Below are 15,041 nucleotides of genomic sequence, written 5' to 3'. Positions count from 1 at the left end.
TTCGCCCCGGCCGGGCGTCCTCTTGAATCAGTCGAGGTGGAGGCCGGCGGCCAGGCCGTCGTAGTGGAGGTCAGCGTCGCCGAAGGACAAGGACGTGGTCATCGCATGTTCGGAGAACAGGTACAGGTCGTGTTCTTGGGTGAAGCCGATCGCGCCGTGTACCTGGTGGCCTAGCGAGCACACCCGTTCGTACGCCTCGCTCACCCATGCCTTGGCCATCGCGACCTCGGGTGCCGCGTCACGGTTCGCCGACAGCAGCCAGATGGCCTCGTAGGCGATGAACCGGGAGCCCAGGACGTCGATCGCCATGTTCGCGCAGTGGTGCTGGACGGCCTGGAACGACCCGATGGCGCGGCCGAACTGCTCGCGTTCCGTCGCGTACTGGACCGTCATGTCCAGCACATGCTGGGCCGCGCCGACCATCTCCGCGCAGGTCGCGGCGGCCCCGAACAAGGAGATCGCTTCGGCGGCGTCGGGGCCGAGAGCGTCCTCGGCCCGAACTCCGTCCAGTTCGACGTGGCAGGGACGGTCGGCGCCGATCGTCCCGAGGGGTGTCAGGGTCACGTCCGCGGCGTCCACCCAGAAGGCGTGCGGCTCGTCGTCGAGCCGCGCCACCACCAGGAGGTGCTCGGCGGAGGCTGCGAACGGGACGAACGTGGCGGTGCCGTCCAGGACGAAGCCGCCGTCGGAACGAGACGCCACCGGCCCCTCACCAGGACGGTCCCAGGGAAGCGGCGCCGCGGTCACGATCTCGCCGTTCGAGATGGCGCCCAGCCAGCGTTCCTTCTGATCGGACGTCCCGAACCGCGCGATCGGCATCCCGCAGCACGCCACCGCCATCAGCAGCGGGCTGGGGACCTGCGCGTATCCCAGCTGCTCGAACAGCAGGCAGACGTCGAGGAAGTCGCCGCCCACGCCGCCGTGCTCTTCGGGGAAGGCCAGGCCCGTCCAGCCGAGCTCGACCATCTCCTTCCAGAGCGCGGCCGAATACCCCGCGGGGACGCCGTCCAGCGCACGCGTCCCCGCCGTCGCGGCGCGGGACTCCAGCAGCTCGCGGGCCGTGGAGGCGATGAGCTCCTGGTCCTCGGTCAGGCTCAGGTCCATGGCGGCGGCACCTTGTCCGAGCGGACCCACACGCCCGGCCGCTCCTCCCAGAACAGCTGGACGAGGATGCCGCCGGTGTGCTTCGGGTGGATGAACGTGTGCTTCCAGGCGGCGCCGTCCGTCGTACCCTCCTCGTCGTCGAAGGTCGGCGTGCCGTGGTGTTCGCAGGCGGCCATCGCCTTGTCCCAGTCGTCCACCTCGAACGTGACGTGGTGGGCACCGGGGCCGCCCTTTTCGAGGAATCGCTCGATGAACGAGTCCTCGCCGCGCGGCATGATCACTTCCCAGCAGATCGCCGAACCCGGGATGTTCAGCACGAGGTCGGCCATGTCGGGATGCTCGTCGTCCGCGGTCCGCCAGACCTGCACGAATCCGGCGAGCCCGTGGTACCAGCGGGCGAGCTCGTCGCGGTCGTGGAACGCCTGGCAGATGTGGTCGAGCGCCATGATGCCGAGGGACGGCCCGTCCGCGGCACCCGTCTCGACAACCGAGGCGGACGAATCGCCGCACATGTCCAGGCTGCCCGGCCCGCGGAGCCGCCACAGCACACCCGGGCCGTGCTCGGGCGGGCTCAGCGACGCCTCCAGCCAGCGCCCGCGCGCCCCGTCCGTCGGCTTGATGCCGCGCACCTCCAGCTCGGCGCGGACGGCCTCCAGGTCGGGCACTTCGGCGCCGACGTGATGCAGTCCGGGGCGCCCGGCGTGTTCGTCCAGCCAGGTCTGGAGCGCGGAGCCGTCCCCGGAGGGCGAAACGACCTCCCACGCCTGGCCCCGGCTGCCGGGGATCTCCAGCCGGGCCCCGCGCACGCCCTCGCCCGGGTCGTCCCAGCTCCGGACGCGCCGGAACCCGAACAGCCCCTCCAGCAGGGCGACCTGCGCGTCGAGATCGGGGGTCACCTGCGCCACATGATCGATGCGGTAGATCTGCACGGTTCCTCCTAGCTCGGGTGGGGCTCGATCCAGTCGTAGCCGTAGGTGACGAGCTCCTTGACGAGCCGCAGGTTGTAGCGGTTCATCGCCGCGATCCGCTCGGCCAGCTCGCCGATCCGCTTGTCGAACTCGTCCGCCGGGTACACGTCGTTGACCAGGCCCAGCCGCAGCGCGCGGTCGGCGTCGATCCGGGCGCCGGTGAAGAGCAGTTCCTTGGCGCGGGCCTTGCCGATGCGTTCGGGCAGCCGCTTCACCCCGCCCCAGCCGGGCGCCGACCCGCCGAACTCGGGCTGGTCGGGATCGCCGTCCTCGGTCATCTTCGGCCGGTACGGCGGCCGCGCCGACAGCGTGATCTCGACGAGCCCCATCTTCGCGTTGTCGGACGCGATGATGAAGTCCGCCGCGAGCGCAAGCTCCAGGCCGCCGCCGACCGCGTACCCGTGCACGGCCGCGATCACCGGCACCGACGTCCGCTCCATCATCGCGAACGTCTTCTCACCGAGCCGGCCCTGCTCGATCCGCTCGCGCGGGGTCAGCTTCTCCGACCAGGCCAGGTCCATCCCGGCGCAGAACGCGCGCTCGCCGGCGCCGCGCAGCACGACCACGCAGACGTCCTCGTCGTCGTCCACGCGGGTGAAGATGTCGCGCAGCTCCGTCATCGTCGTGGGCGTCAGCGCGTTGAGCTTGTCCGGCCGGTTGAGCGTCAGCCAGGCGACCCGCTCCTCGATCTGCAGGTCGACGGTCTCGTAGGCGTTCTCGTCGGGCATGTGCGCGTGCTCCTCCGGTGGATGGTCAGCTGCGGGGCAGGTTCAGGCCCCGGGTGGCGATGACGTTGCGCTGGATCTCGGTGGTGCCGCCGAGGAAGGTGGACGCCACCGAATCCCGCCGCATGTGCGTGAACACGGCGTCGAGCGGCGCGCCCTCGCGGTCCCAGAGCGCGGCGGACCGCCCGAACGCGCGGGCGCCCGTGCGGGCGAGCCGCTGGTGCAGCTCGGCGCCGAACAGCTGGTTGATGGACGCCTCGAAGTCGGGCTCGTCCCCCGCCGCCTGCCGCGACACGGTGTAGCGGGCGAGGTTGTAGAGCACGCGGATCTCGGTCTGCCGGCGGGCGATCTCCTGCTTCAGCGCGGGGCTCGTGCGCGCGGACCGGGCGCCCTCCGGCGACCCCAGGTAGGTGACCAGTTCGGCGAGCGCCTGCTCGTACTTGATGGTGGCGCCGATCCCGGCGCGCTCGAAGCCGAGCGCGGACATCGCCACGTACCAGCCCCGGTTCTCATCGCCGACCCGGTTCGCGACCGGTACCCGGACGCCCTCGAAGAAGATCTCGCAGAACGGCGCGGCACCGCGGATGTCGGCGATGGGGCGGATCGTCACCCCGGGCGCGTCCGCCTCGATGAGCAGGAACGTGATGCCGCGGTGGGGCCTCTCGGCGTCCGGGTCGGTGCGGACCAGGACGAACAGCCAGTCGGCGTACTGCCCGAGGGACGTCCACACCTTCTGGCCGTCCACGACGTAGACGTCCCCGTCGCGGACGGCGCGGGTGCGCAGCGAGGCCAGGTCGGAGCCCGAGCCCGGTTCAGAGAAGCCCTGCGCCCAGGTCGCCTGCCCCGTCGCGATCGGCGGCAGATGTGCGGCCTTCTGTTCCTCGGTGCCGTGCACCAGCAGCGTCGGGCCGAGGAGGAACGCGCCGATGCCGTTCACCGTCGGCACCCGAGCCCGCATCATCTCCTCGTGCAGGATGAACTCCTCCAGCGCCGGCAACCCGGCGCCGCCGTACTCGACCGGCCAGTGCGGGGCGATCCAGCCGCGTTCGGCCAGTGCCGCCGCCCACGCCCGCGCGCCCTCGCGGCGTCCCGGATCGTCCGCGACCCGGTCGACCGGCCAGTTGTAGCCCGCGACGTCCTCCGGTTCGAGGCTCTGCTCCTCGTTCGCCGCCGGACGATAGGACGCGGGGAACCGCTCCTCGACGAAGGCGCGGACCTCCTCGCGGAACGCGGCCTGCTCCGGCGTGTCGTCCCAGTTCACCGGCCGCCCGCCTCCCGGTCCCAGGTCGCGGGCGTGACCCCGGCCTCGCCCTGCGCTCGCAGCTTGTACTTGGCGACCTTGTCGGTCGGGGTGCGGGGCAGCGCCTCCACGAACTCGACGTAGCGCGGCACCATCGAGCGCGGCAGCCGCTCCTCGCAGTAGGCCACCAGCTCCTCAGGGTCGAGCCCGGTGTCGGGTTGCACGACGATCGAGACCTTGATGTCCTCGTCCTCCAGTTCCGAGGGCACGCCGATCGCGGCGCACTCCAGCACCGCCGGATGCTGATTGATCTCCGTCTCCAGGTCGAAGGCGGAGATGTTCTCCCCGCGCCGGCGGATGGCGTCCTTCATCCGGTCGAGGAAGAAGAAGTACCCGTCGTCATCGCGCCATACCCGGTCTCCGGTGTGGAACCACATGTTCCGGAAGCAGTGCGTCGTGGCCTCCCAGTTGCCGTAGTAGCCGGTCGTCAGGACGAACGGCTGCTTCGGCCGCAGCACCAGCTCGCCGGGCTCCCCCGGCGGGAGTTCCCGGTCGTACTCGTCCACGACCGCCACCTGGAACCGCTCCTCGTGGGCCTGCCCGCAGGACCCGACCCGCCACTCCCCGTACGGGCTGCCTGTCGCGATGCCCGCCTCCGTGCTGGTGTAGGTCTCCACGGAACGGACGCCGAAACGCTCCCGCAGCGGCTCGTCCAGGTTCGACTTGCCCATGTAGAACGTCTCCAGGCGGTGGTCGCGGTCCCGGGACGTCGGCGGGCGGTTCAGCAGGATCGGGATCATCGAGAACACGCTCATGCACACCTGCGCGTCGAAGCGGCGCACGTCGTCCCAGAACCGCGACGCGCTGAACCGTTCCACGATCGCGATCGAGCCGCCGCCGAGCAGGGCGGACAGCATGCCGTCCCAGAGCGCGGCGGCGTGGAACAGCGGCAGCGGGCAGTAGACCGTCTTGCCCCAGCGGTCCAGGAAGTCGAGCGAGTCGTAGGCGCAGGTCAGGGCCAGCGCGTGCGGGACCATCGCGCCCTTGGACGGGCCCGTGGTGCCGGACGTGTACATGATCGCCTGCATGTCGCCGAACCCGACCTCGACGTCGACCCGGCCGTCGCCGTCCGCCGGCAGGCTGCGCAGCTCCCGCGCCGGCTTGCCCAGCCGGTCGAGCAGCACCCCGGACGCGGCGGCGTCCCGTACGATCACCCCGCCCAGCTTCGGCAGCCGGTCGGCGATCTCGGGGATCCGCTCGGCGTACGGCCCGTCGATGATCAGCCGGCCGGAGTCGGAGCTGTCCAGGACGTGCCGCAGCAGCTCCCCGCGGTACGCGATGTTGATCGGCACGGCGACCGCGCCCAGCCGCGCCAGCGCGAAGATGACGTGCACGATGTCGGGGCAGTTGGGCAGCATCACGCCCACGTGGTCGCCGCGCCCGATGCCGGCGCCCGACAGCGCGCGGGCCAGCCGGTCGGCGGCGGCGTCCACCTCGCCGTAGGTGATCTCTCCGTCGCGGAACTTGAGGAACGTCTGCCTTCGGTGAACCTGCGCCTGTGACCGGAGGACGTCCCCGAGGACGAAGCTCTCCAGCGTCTCCTTGCGCATCCGGACCTCCGCTTTTCGCTTGCGTGGCGTGGGTCGTCGGTCGGCTGGGCGGGTGGCTGGGCGATTGGACGGCGGGTGGGCGGCGGGGCGGAATCGGCCAGGAGCGATCCGCAACCGGACATTGCCTTAAATAGAGGAACACGAAACGCTATTCACGGCAACACTGGCTAAAAGGGAACAGATCTGTTGAAGGGGGTATCCCCTGAGGCGCGCGGCAATCAATGTGACGAACGCCACATCAACCTCGGGACCCTGTTTCGGACACCCGCAGCCGGGGATCAGGGACCGCCGAGACGGCGGAACGCCCGGCCGGGCATGAGCCTGACCGGGCGTTCCGAGACCTTCGGATCAGTGGACGACGCCGGCGATCCAGCGGTGGTAGTACCCGACGCTCGTGTAGATGTCGGGCGTCTCACCGCAGACGTCACCGACACCGCGGGAGTCGACCCCGGTGATGACCCAGCGACCCTTGACCTTCGTCAGCAGCGGCGACCCGGAGTCGCCGTTGCAGGGCCCGCGGACACCCTCGGGGTTGTCGGTGCAGATGTCGTTGTCGCGGTAGCCCCAGGAGTCGTCGCCGTTGGCGTCGACCCTGCACTTCTCCGTCGCCGGCGCGATCACCTTGGTGTCGAGCTGCTGCAGCTGGACGGGCAACTGGCTCGGGTCGTTGTCACTGGTGGACGTGTAGCCCCAGCCGATCTGCCGGACCGGCGTCCCCGGCGCGGGGATCGTCGTGGCCCGCCGGACGGGCGTCTGCGGAACCGCGGTGTCGAGGTGCAGGAGCGCGATGTCCTTGCCCTCGGAGCGGTCGTCCAGGTACTGGTAGCCGGGGTGGACGACGATCTCCTTGAGCTTGGCGACGCTGCCGCCCTGCGTCCGGTCGTTGGAGCCCACCCGGACGTGGAACAGCGCCGGGTCCATGACCGTGTACGGGGCGCCGCCGGTGCCCGCCTGGGTCACGCAGTGGGCGGCGGTCACCACCCATTCCGCGTCGATCAGCCCCGTACTGCAGGGAGGCCTTGACCTCCTCCACCGCCTACTGGCGGGGAAGTACAACCGTCGCCGGTTGGATTTCCTGCTTCGTCGCCGTCTGCCCGCCGGGCGTGCGCCGTTTGGGTCTTACGTCAGCTCCACAGGCAGACACCGCCAGCCCGGCGGCCAGAATGCTCTTTGCGGCGTTGACGTCGCGGTCATGCCAGACACCGCACCCGCCGCATTCCCAACCCCTCACGTGAACAACTACCGCCAGTCGGGCGGCGGCGGCTTCCCGCACATCGCCACGGCCCCGGTCGTCTACAACGCCCAGGTGGCGATCCGCGAGGCGATCGTCGAGTACGCGTCCGAAGCGGGCACCATCGACCCCGCGACCTTCCACGTGGACAACTGGAAACTCGTCCGCGAAGGCACCCCGGTCTTCTAGCTCAGGCTAGGGCCTGGACGAGAAGGTGCGGCGGTAGGTGGTCGGGGGGACGCCCACCGTGCGGGTGAAGTGGTGGCGGAGGTTGGCCGGGCTGCCCAGGCCGGTGCGTTCGGCGATCTGGTCGACGGGGAGGGACGTGGTCTCCAGGAGTTCGCGGGCGTAGTCGACGCGGATGCCGCGCAGCCAGGCCATGGGGGTCGTGCCGGTGGCCGCGTGGAAGCGGCGGATCAGGGTGCGGGTGGTGACGTTGGCGCGGCGCGCCAGGGCGGCGACGGTCAGCGGCTCGTGCAGGCGCCGGCGGGCCCAGTCGAGGACGGGGCCGAGTTCGTCCGCGTCCTGGACGGCCGCCGCGTCGATGTACTGGGCCTGGCCTCCGGGGCGGTGGGCCGGCATGACCAGGCGCTTGGCGAGGGCGCTGGCGACGGCGGCGCCGTGGTCGTTGCGGATGACGTGCAGGCACAGGTCGAGTCCGGCGGCGGTGCCCGCGCTGGTCAGGACGTCGCCGTCGTCGATGTAGAGGACGGACGCGTCCACCAGCACCTCCGGGTACCGGGCCGCGAGCTGGGCGGCGTGCATCCAGTGGGTGGTCGCCGGGCGCCCGTCCAGGATGCCCGCGGCCGCCAGGACGAACGCGCCGGTGCAGAGGGAGACGACGCGGGCGCCGTTGTCGTACGCGGCTCGGACGGCTTCGACCAGGTCGGGCGGCTGGTCGTCGATGACGCTGGAGCAGGCCGGGACCACGACCGTGTCGGCCTCCGCGAGGGCGTCGAGGCCGTGCCGGTCCTGTGGCGCGAACCCTGCGGCGGTGCGGGTTCCGGGGGCGGCGCAGAGGCGGAAGTCGTACCAGGAGTCGGTGAGCCCTGGGCGCTCGTATCCGAAGACCTCGCAGGGGATCGCCAGCTCGAAGATCGGCACTCCCTCGGCCACGGCGACGGCCAGCGTGTGCATGTCACTATTTTAGCGATGATGGTCGATCCTGCCACTTGGGCCGGGGTCGGGCGTGCGCGAAGGTCGGGGCATGGACGACTTCCCCGTTGGACGAGCCTCCTTCGACCCGCCCGGACCTGCGGTCGAACAGGTGTGGCGGCACGTCATCGACCTGCTCGACGGCGAGCGCGAACGGATCGCCGGACGTACCGTGAGCGCGCCCGTGGACGTGCGCGCACTGAGGGCCGCGATCGGCGCGTACGGCTTCGACCGTCCGGCCGCGCCCGCGGATGTGATCGATGACGTGGCGGAACTGCTGCGGGCGACCACCGTCCACACGACGCATCCGCGGTATTTCGGGCTCTTCAATCCGACACCGACGCTGATGGGGGTGGTCGGCGAAACACTGGCCGCGGCCTTCAACCCCCAGATGGCCGCCTGGTCACACGCTCCGGCGGCCGCGGAGATCGAGGCTCACCTGCTGCGTTTCCTGGGCGGACGGCTCGGCTACCCGCCCGGGACCGTCGCCGGGTCGTTCACTAGCGGCGGCGCGGAGGCGAACCTGACGGCGGTGCTGCTGGCGCTCACCAGGACCTGGCCCGAGTACGGCGAGCGGGGGCTGCGGGCGCTGCCGGGACGCCCGGTCATGTACGCGTCGGCGGAGAGCCATCTGGCCTGGCTGAAGATCGCGCACGCGACGGGCATCGGGCGGGACGCCGTCCGGCTCGTCCCGGCGGGCCGTGACCTGCGGATCGACACCGGGCGGCTGATCGAGCAGGTGGCGGCCGACTGCGCGGACGGCGACCTTCCGTTCCTGGTCGTCGGGACGGCCGGGACCACGGCCGCCGGTGTGATCGACCCGCTGCACGCGCTGGCCGACCTGTGCCGCGACTCCGGCCTCCGCCTGCACGTGGACGCCGCCTACGGGGGTGCGGCGGCACTGTCCGACCGGCTCCGGCCGGCCCTGGACGGCATCGGACGCGCCGACTCGATCACCGTGGACGCGCACAAGTGGCTGAGCGTCCCCATGGGCGCGGGGGCGCTGCTCACCACCGACGCCGAGGGACTGGCGGAGACGTTCCGGGTCACCACGTCCTACATGCCGGCCGACGTCCCCGACACCGTCGACCCGTACACGTCCAGCCAGCAGTGGTCGCGCCGGTTCATGGGCTTGAAGTTGTTCCTCAGCCTCGCCGTAGCAGGCCGCGAGGGCTACGCCGAGCAACTCGAACGCGATGCCGACTTGGCCGATGTCCTCCGCGAACGGCTCGCCGGGACCGGCTGGGACATCCTCAACGACACCCCGCTCCCCGTCGTCTGCTTTGCCGATCCCGGCACCGGGACGTGGGAGCACCACGACGCGCTCGCCCGGAAGGTCGTCGGCGGCGGGCGCGCGTGGATCAGCCCGGTCCGGCTGGACGGGCGCGCCGCCCTCCGCGCCTGCGTGATCAGTCACCGCACCACGCTCCAGGACGTCGAGGAGCTCGTCCGGGCCGCGAACGAAGCGCGCAAATGAGTCAGGGAACGCGGGCGACGGCGCAGTTCATGGAGACGTCCTCGATCGGGGGACGCCCCTCCGGCGGCACCTCGGGACGCCACTCGACGACCGAGGTCAAGCCCGGCGGAAGCACCTCCAGGCCGTCGAAGAAGCGCGCGAACTCGTCCCGGGAGCGGAGCCGGAACGGCACGCCGCTGCGGTTGTTCGCCTCCACGCTCTCCGCGTACTGCTCGGGCGTGAGGTAGTCGCCGGTCGCGTGGGTCATGACGAGGTGGCTGCCTGAGGGCAGCGCCGACAGGAGCCGGGAGACGATGCCGTACGGGTCGTCGTCATCGACGATGAAGTGCATCGTCGCGACCACCATCAGCGCCACGGGTCGCGTGAGGTCGAGCGTGCGCGTCAGGTCCGGGTTCGCGAGGATCTTGTCCGGGTCGCGCAGGTCGGCCTCGATGTAGGCGGTCCTGCCCTCGGGTTCGCTCGTCAGCAGGGCCCGGGCATGCACGAGGACCACCGGATCGTTGTCGACATAGACGATGCGGGACGCGGGGTCGATCGCCTGCGCCACCTCGTGCACGTTGCCGGCCGAGGGGAGCCCGGTGCCGATGTCGAGGAACTGGCGGATCCCGGCCTCGCCCGCCAGATGCCTCACCGCGCGCTTGAGGAACGCGCGGTTCTCCCGCGCGGAGAGGTAGACGGTGGGGAAGGCGGACGCGACCACCTCCGCCGACGCCCGGTCCGCGGCGAAATTGTCCTTGCCGCCGAGCCAGTAGTTGTACCGGCGGGACGGATGCGCCTTCGTCGGGTCGATCCCCGGAGGAACGGACTCGTCCACGGCGCCCTCGTTTCGTTGCCCGCCGCGCCCCCGCGGCGGAGAGAAGATCACAATGCCCCATTGTGCAGCGCCGACACCGGCGTCGCATCCCAAGAGTGCCCCAGAACGGCGTCCTTTGTGGAATGGTTGCGAATGTGGATCTCTTCTACAGTCCGTTCGACTTTGCGATTCAGGACGACCCTTACCCGGTGTATTCGGAACTGCGCGAGAAGTCACCGGTTCACCGGAACGAAAATGACGACTTCTGGGCGTTGTCGCGGCATGCCGACGTCCTCGCGGCGCTGAAGGATTCGGACCGGTTCTCCAGCCGGAACGGCCTGCGGATCGAGCCCGCGTTCTGGGGCCCGGACGCGGAGAGGTTCTTCTCGTTCGTCGCGATGGACCCGCCGAAGCACACCCGGATGCGCGGCCTGGTGGCGCGGGCGTTCACGCAGAAGCGCGTCCAGGCGCTGGAGCCGCGGCTCCGCGAGATCGCGCGCGACTGCCTGCGGCCACATCTGGACGGCGACTCGTTCGACCTGATGACCGACTTCGCGGCCCGCTTCCCCACGGACGTGATCTCCGAGCTGGTCGGCGTCCCCGAGTCCGACCGCGACAGGGTCCGCGACCTCGGCATGGCGATCATGTACCGGGACGAGGCGGGCGGCGACCTGCCCCCGGAGGCGCTGCAGGCGATCGGCGCGCTCGTCGGCTACTACACCGAGCTGACGGTCGAGCGGTCCAGGGAGCGCCGGGACGACCTGCTGTCCGGCCTGCTGGACGCCGCCGAGGGCGCGGACCGGCTCACCCCGGAGGAGATCGTCGGCGTGCTGATCCTGCTCGTCGGCGCCGGCATCGAGACGACGATGCTGACGCTCGGCAACGCCTGGCATGCCGCCTGGCGGCACCCGGACCAGCGGGCGAAGGCGTTCGGCGGACGCGTCGAGGACTGGATCGAGGAGACCCTGCGCTGGGACCCGCCGACCCAGGCGCTCGCCCGCACCACCACCGAGGACGTCGAACTGCACGGCGTGACGATCCCGGCGGACGCGCGGATCCTGCTGCTCGTCGGCGCCGCCAACCACGACCCGGACGTGTTCCCGGCCCCGGAGCGCTTCGACCTCGACCGCGACACGGGTTCGTCCCTCGCGTTCGGCAACGGCCGCCACCACTGCCTGGGCGCGAACCTCGGCCGCCTGGAGGCCCGGATCGCGCTCGGCGAGATCGCGAACATCGTCGCCGACTACGAGATCGACATCGAGAACGCCAAGCGAGTCCGCTCCTCGAACGACCGCGGCTTCGCGTCCCTCCCCACCCGCATCACCGCCCGCCGCTGACCGTCCACCACGGGCGGACACCGTCAGGGACGATACTGGACGATCTCGTCCAGCCGGCTGATCAGCGCGGCCAGCAACACCATGAGCTGGTCGGCCGGCGCCCCAGGTTCACTCACCAGCGTCCTGCCCGTGGAGGGGGCGACGACCAGACCCACCCACGGTCATGAATCTCCTTCACCCGAACAGGCACGCAGGTGAACGCGGACGGCTCGATCACCCCGACGCTGTAGGCGACGACCTCCTCGTAGTCGTCCATGGGGCGCTCCGGAACGCCGGCGACTACTCGACCGCTACATCGAGCGGGACGTGATCTACCTCCTCGGTGAAGAGGACGCAGACCCCGGGGCTGCCCTCCTGGAGGCCCATCCGGCTGCCGAGGCCCAGGGGCGGACGCGGCGGGAACGCGGCGAGTTCTACCATCGCTACCTCCGCCACAAAGCACATCGCGACGTGCACAAACTGGTTCACGTCCCTGGTGTGGGACATGACGCGGCGGCGATGTTCGGCTCGCCGCAGGGCCGGGAGCACCTGTTCCTCCCACGCCGCCGGTCGCGCCTTTGGTTCACGGGCGGGGCCGTCAGACGATCGGGCGGTTCTTCCTGATACGGCGCCGGACGTCGTGGAGGTAGAGGTTGAAGGGGAACTCGCGGGCCGGGCGCGGGAGGGCGCGGTTGGCCAGCGCCAGGAGGCGGGTGAAACGGTCGAAGCGGGCCTGGTCGCGCGGCGTCCAGGGATAGCCGAGCTCCTCGCGGAACGGCTGGGGCAGGAAGCCGAGGGTCAGGAACCGGTGCGACCGGCCGAACGTCCAGCGGAGCGGGGCCGGGAAGAGCCGCAGTTCGGTGAGGTCGCGCAGGTAGGTGCGGGTGACGTCGTCCATCTCGATCTTCGCGAGGCCGGCCTGCCAGTAGTCCTCGAAGGCGTCGCGGTCGGCCGGCCACATGTCCTCGGTGACCTGGAGGGTGGTGCCGAAGCGGGCGCCGTACCGGTACATCTCGGCGGCCTGCGCTTCGGACGGCTCCCCGTAGAGCACGGTGTAGATCATCTCGATGCCCTGGTAGAGGCAGGCGGCGACCCAGAGCTGGAGGTCGCGGTCGAAGGCGTTGTACGGGACGGGTTCCTTCGCGCGGACGTGCCGGTGGGCACGGTTGACCTCATTGCGCATCGCGAGCCGCTCGGACTCGCTGCCCAGCATGGAGACGGCGATGTAGCTGAGGGTCGTGCGGGTCCGCTTGATCGGGTGCTTGTCGACCCTGCCACTGTCGACCGTGCTCTCGGCGACGCCGTGCCCGATCGGGAGCCGGGAGAGCTGCATGATGACGTTCGACGCGGCGGCGGCGAGCGCGAGGCCGCTGATCGAGTCGAGGACGACCCTCGGGGGCGCCTCCTCCGCGGTCGCTGTCATACCGGCCTCACTTTCCGAGACGAAGAAGCGAATTTCGTCTCAGCGTGCCAGTGTAAGTGAATGCTTGCAAGGGTGCCCGCGCGTGGGCACCCTCACACGCCGGCATCAGGCATAGGGATCGGACCGCTCCTTGACGCGGCCGGCGAACTCCTTCAGCGCGTCCAGGGCCCGCAGGTAGGGCATCGGGCCGTAGGAGACGCGGGCGACGCCCATCTCCGCCAGCTCCGCCGGCGAGGTGCCCGGGAAGTTGTTCGCGTTGATCGGCCCCGGGAGGCCTTTGACCAGGGACGGGACGGCGTCCGGCGGCGCGGTGATCGGATACACGCAGTCGGCGCCGGCCTCGAAGTACAGCCGGCCGCGGGCGATCGCGGCGTCCACCGGGTCCGGCGTCTTGGCGATGAACGTGTCCACCCGGGCGTTGATCACCAGGGCGTCGCCCGCGGCCTCCCGGACGGCGGCGAGGAACTCGGCCTGGGTCTCGGGCTCGGCGAGCTCACCGGCGTAGGTGTCCTCCAGGTTGCAGCCGGCCGCGCCGATGGCGAGCAGCCGCTCGACCAGCTCGGCGGGCTGCAGCCCGTACCCGGCCTCGGCGTCCACGGTGACGGGGACGGTCGCGCCGCGGACGACCCGCTCGGCCGCGGCGAACATCTCCTCGGCGGGCGCCCCCTCGTGGTCGGGGTAGCCGAGCATGGCGGACACGGCGGCGCTCGCGGTGGCGAGCGCGGGGAACCCCGCCTCCTCCACGATCTTCGCGCTGGCCACGTCCCAGACGTTCGGCAGCAGCAGCGGGTCACCGGGACGGTGCAGGGCACGCAGGCGTTGTGCGTTCTCGCTCATGGTCGATCTCCTTCGCGTCGTCATTCAGACCACTCGAACCACCGGAAAGTGACACCGCCCACGCGAGTGCTACCCGCCGCGGGCATGGGTTAGCGTCAAGTTGATCATCCACCCGCGATGAGGGAGTGCGTATGCTGCCGTGGTCCACCGAGCTCGCCGGACGCCTCGAAGAGCACATCGTGAGCAGCGAGCTGCTGCGCGGCAACCCGCTGAAGGACCCGCACGAGCGGCCGGTCCTGGTGTACGTCCCGCCCGGCTACGACGACGAGCCGGACCGCCGCTACCCCAGCGTGTACGTGATCACCGGGTTCACCGGGCACGCCGGGATCTGGCGGAACCGGATGCCCTACCGGCAGCCGTTCCCCGAGACGGCCGACGCGGTGTTCGCGAACGGCGAGGCCCCGCCCGCGATCGTGGTGTTCGTGGACGCGTGGACCGCGCACGGCGGCAGCCAGTACGTCGACTCGCCCGGCACGGGCCGCTACCACTCCTACATCTGCGACGAGATCGTCCCGTGGGTCGACGCCCGCTACCGGACGCTCGACGCGCCCGGGCACCGCGCGATCAGCGGCAAGTCCAGCGGCGGCTACGGCGCCATGATCACGCCGATGCTGCGCCCCGACCTGTTCGGCGCGCTCGCGACGCACGCCGGGGACGCCCTGTTCGAGTACTGCTACCTGACCGAGTTCCCGAAGTGCGTCCGGCACCTGCGCAAGTACGACGGCGACATCGGGCGCTGGTGGAACGACTTCACCTCGCGCACGTCGTTCACCAAGCCGGAGGACATGGACCTGCTCAACATCCTCGGGATGGCGCTCTGCTACTCCGCGCGCGAGGACGGCACCCCGGAGCTGCCGTTCGACCCGGTCACCGGCGTGCTCCGGCAGGACGTCTGGGAGCGCTGGCTCGCCTGGGACCCGGTCCGGATGGTGCTGGAGCACGCCGCGGCGATGCGGTCGCAGCGGGCGATCTGGATCGACGGCGGGACGCACGACGAGTGGTACCTCGACATCGGCGCGCAGGCGTTCCAGCAGGCTCTCCTCGACGCCGGGGTCGACGCGGACGCGATCCGCTTCGAGCTGTTCGAGGCCGGTCACGGCGGCATCGACTACCGCTATCCGCTCGCGCTCGCCTGGCTCTGCCGCAAGATCGCCCCCTGAGA

Annotated in this window: 16 protein-coding genes; 4 read left to right on the top strand and 12 right to left on the bottom strand. The window is 70.8% G+C overall.

The window, feature by feature from the left end; translation table 11 throughout:
• Positions 1-27: 27 nt before the first annotated feature.
• From ACQPXG_RS04220 to ACQPXG_RS04195, 6 genes are all read right to left on the bottom strand, one after another.
• Positions 28-1,104, bottom strand: coding sequence for an acyl-CoA dehydrogenase family protein (locus ACQPXG_RS04220; RefSeq protein WP_433466287.1), 1,077 nt, complete (start codon positions 1,102-1,104; stop codon positions 28-30).
• Positions 1,095-2,033 carry a VOC family protein gene (locus ACQPXG_RS04215; RefSeq protein ID WP_433466286.1) on the bottom strand — a complete coding sequence of 313 codons (939 nt, stop codon included), beginning with the start codon at positions 2,031-2,033 and terminating at the stop codon, positions 1,095-1,097. The genes ACQPXG_RS04220 and ACQPXG_RS04215 overlap by 10 nt, the downstream gene beginning before the upstream one ends.
• A gap of 8 nt (positions 2,034-2,041) precedes the next feature.
• Positions 2,042-2,800 (bottom strand): enoyl-CoA hydratase/isomerase family protein, encoded by a 759-nt coding sequence (locus ACQPXG_RS04210; protein WP_433466285.1) that lies wholly within the window; start codon positions 2,798-2,800, stop codon positions 2,042-2,044.
• Positions 2,801-2,825: 25 nt separating this feature from the next.
• Entirely contained in the window at positions 2,826-4,058 is a 1,233-nt protein-coding gene (locus ACQPXG_RS04205; RefSeq protein WP_433466284.1) for an acyl-CoA dehydrogenase family protein, read from the bottom strand.
• On the bottom strand, positions 4,055-5,647 hold the full coding sequence (locus ACQPXG_RS04200) for an AMP-binding protein (RefSeq protein ID WP_433466283.1): 1,593 nt from the start codon (positions 5,645-5,647) through the stop codon (positions 4,055-4,057). The genes ACQPXG_RS04205 and ACQPXG_RS04200 overlap by 4 nt, the downstream gene beginning before the upstream one ends.
• 348 nt (positions 5,648-5,995) lie before the next feature.
• Positions 5,996-6,703: a S1 family peptidase gene (locus tag ACQPXG_RS04195; protein WP_433466282.1), complete on the bottom strand. Its 708-nt coding sequence runs from the start codon at positions 6,701-6,703 to the stop codon at positions 5,996-5,998.
• A gap of 175 nt (positions 6,704-6,878) precedes the next feature.
• Here ACQPXG_RS04195 and ACQPXG_RS04190 point away from each other — a divergent pair, with 175 nt between their 5' ends.
• Positions 6,879-7,067: a hypothetical protein gene (locus ACQPXG_RS04190; protein WP_433466281.1), complete on the top strand. Its 189-nt coding sequence runs from the start codon at positions 6,879-6,881 to the stop codon at positions 7,065-7,067.
• Between the two features lie 6 nt (positions 7,068-7,073).
• Here ACQPXG_RS04190 and ACQPXG_RS04185 read toward each other — a convergent pair whose 3' ends face one another.
• Complete coding sequence (locus ACQPXG_RS04185) at positions 7,074-8,015, bottom strand: GlxA family transcriptional regulator (protein WP_433466280.1); 942 nt, start codon at positions 8,013-8,015, stop codon at positions 7,074-7,076.
• A gap of 70 nt (positions 8,016-8,085) precedes the next feature.
• On the opposite strand from ACQPXG_RS04185, the gene ACQPXG_RS04180 reads away from it, so the two are divergent.
• Positions 8,086-9,510: a pyridoxal phosphate-dependent decarboxylase family protein gene (locus ACQPXG_RS04180; RefSeq protein WP_433466279.1), complete on the top strand. Its 1,425-nt coding sequence runs from the start codon at positions 8,086-8,088 to the stop codon at positions 9,508-9,510.
• Position 9,511: 1 nt separating this feature from the next.
• Here ACQPXG_RS04180 and ACQPXG_RS04175 read toward each other — a convergent pair whose 3' ends face one another.
• Entirely contained in the window at positions 9,512-10,324 is an 813-nt protein-coding gene (locus ACQPXG_RS04175; protein ID WP_433466278.1) for an SAM-dependent methyltransferase, read from the bottom strand.
• A gap of 188 nt (positions 10,325-10,512) precedes the next feature.
• Between ACQPXG_RS04175 and ACQPXG_RS04170 the strand changes: the two genes are divergently transcribed.
• Positions 10,513-11,640, top strand: coding sequence for a cytochrome P450 (locus tag ACQPXG_RS04170; protein WP_433466277.1), 1,128 nt, complete (start codon positions 10,513-10,515; stop codon positions 11,638-11,640).
• 112 nt (positions 11,641-11,752) lie between these two features.
• Here ACQPXG_RS04170 and ACQPXG_RS04165 read toward each other — a convergent pair whose 3' ends face one another.
• The 4 genes from ACQPXG_RS04165 to ACQPXG_RS04150 form a co-directional block, all read right to left on the bottom strand.
• Positions 11,753-11,896, bottom strand: a complete 144-nt coding sequence (locus ACQPXG_RS04165) for a hypothetical protein (protein ID WP_433466276.1) — start codon at positions 11,894-11,896, stop codon at positions 11,753-11,755.
• 23 nt (positions 11,897-11,919) lie between these two features.
• Positions 11,920-12,060 carry a hypothetical protein gene (locus ACQPXG_RS04160; RefSeq protein ID WP_433466275.1) on the bottom strand — a complete coding sequence of 47 codons (141 nt, stop codon included), beginning with the start codon at positions 12,058-12,060 and terminating at the stop codon, positions 11,920-11,922.
• A gap of 157 nt (positions 12,061-12,217) precedes the next feature.
• A complete protein-coding gene (locus ACQPXG_RS04155; RefSeq protein ID WP_433466274.1) occupies positions 12,218-13,042 on the bottom strand; it encodes an oxygenase MpaB family protein in 825 nt (274 codons plus the stop codon).
• 105 nt (positions 13,043-13,147) lie between these two features.
• Entirely contained in the window at positions 13,148-13,879 is a 732-nt protein-coding gene (locus ACQPXG_RS04150) for an isocitrate lyase/PEP mutase family protein (RefSeq protein WP_433466273.1), read from the bottom strand.
• Positions 13,880-14,010: 131 nt separating this feature from the next.
• On the opposite strand from ACQPXG_RS04150, the gene ACQPXG_RS04145 reads away from it, so the two are divergent.
• Positions 14,011-15,039: an alpha/beta hydrolase-fold protein gene (locus ACQPXG_RS04145; RefSeq protein ID WP_433466272.1), complete on the top strand. Its 1,029-nt coding sequence runs from the start codon at positions 14,011-14,013 to the stop codon at positions 15,037-15,039.
• Positions 15,040-15,041: the final 2 nt, after the last annotated feature.

Origin of the sequence: Spirillospora sp. CA-128828 (assembly GCF_050945415.1) — a bacterium.
Lineage (GTDB): Bacteria > Actinomycetota > Actinomycetes > Streptosporangiales > Streptosporangiaceae > Spirillospora.
This window is presented reverse-complemented; position numbering and strand designations above follow the sequence as displayed.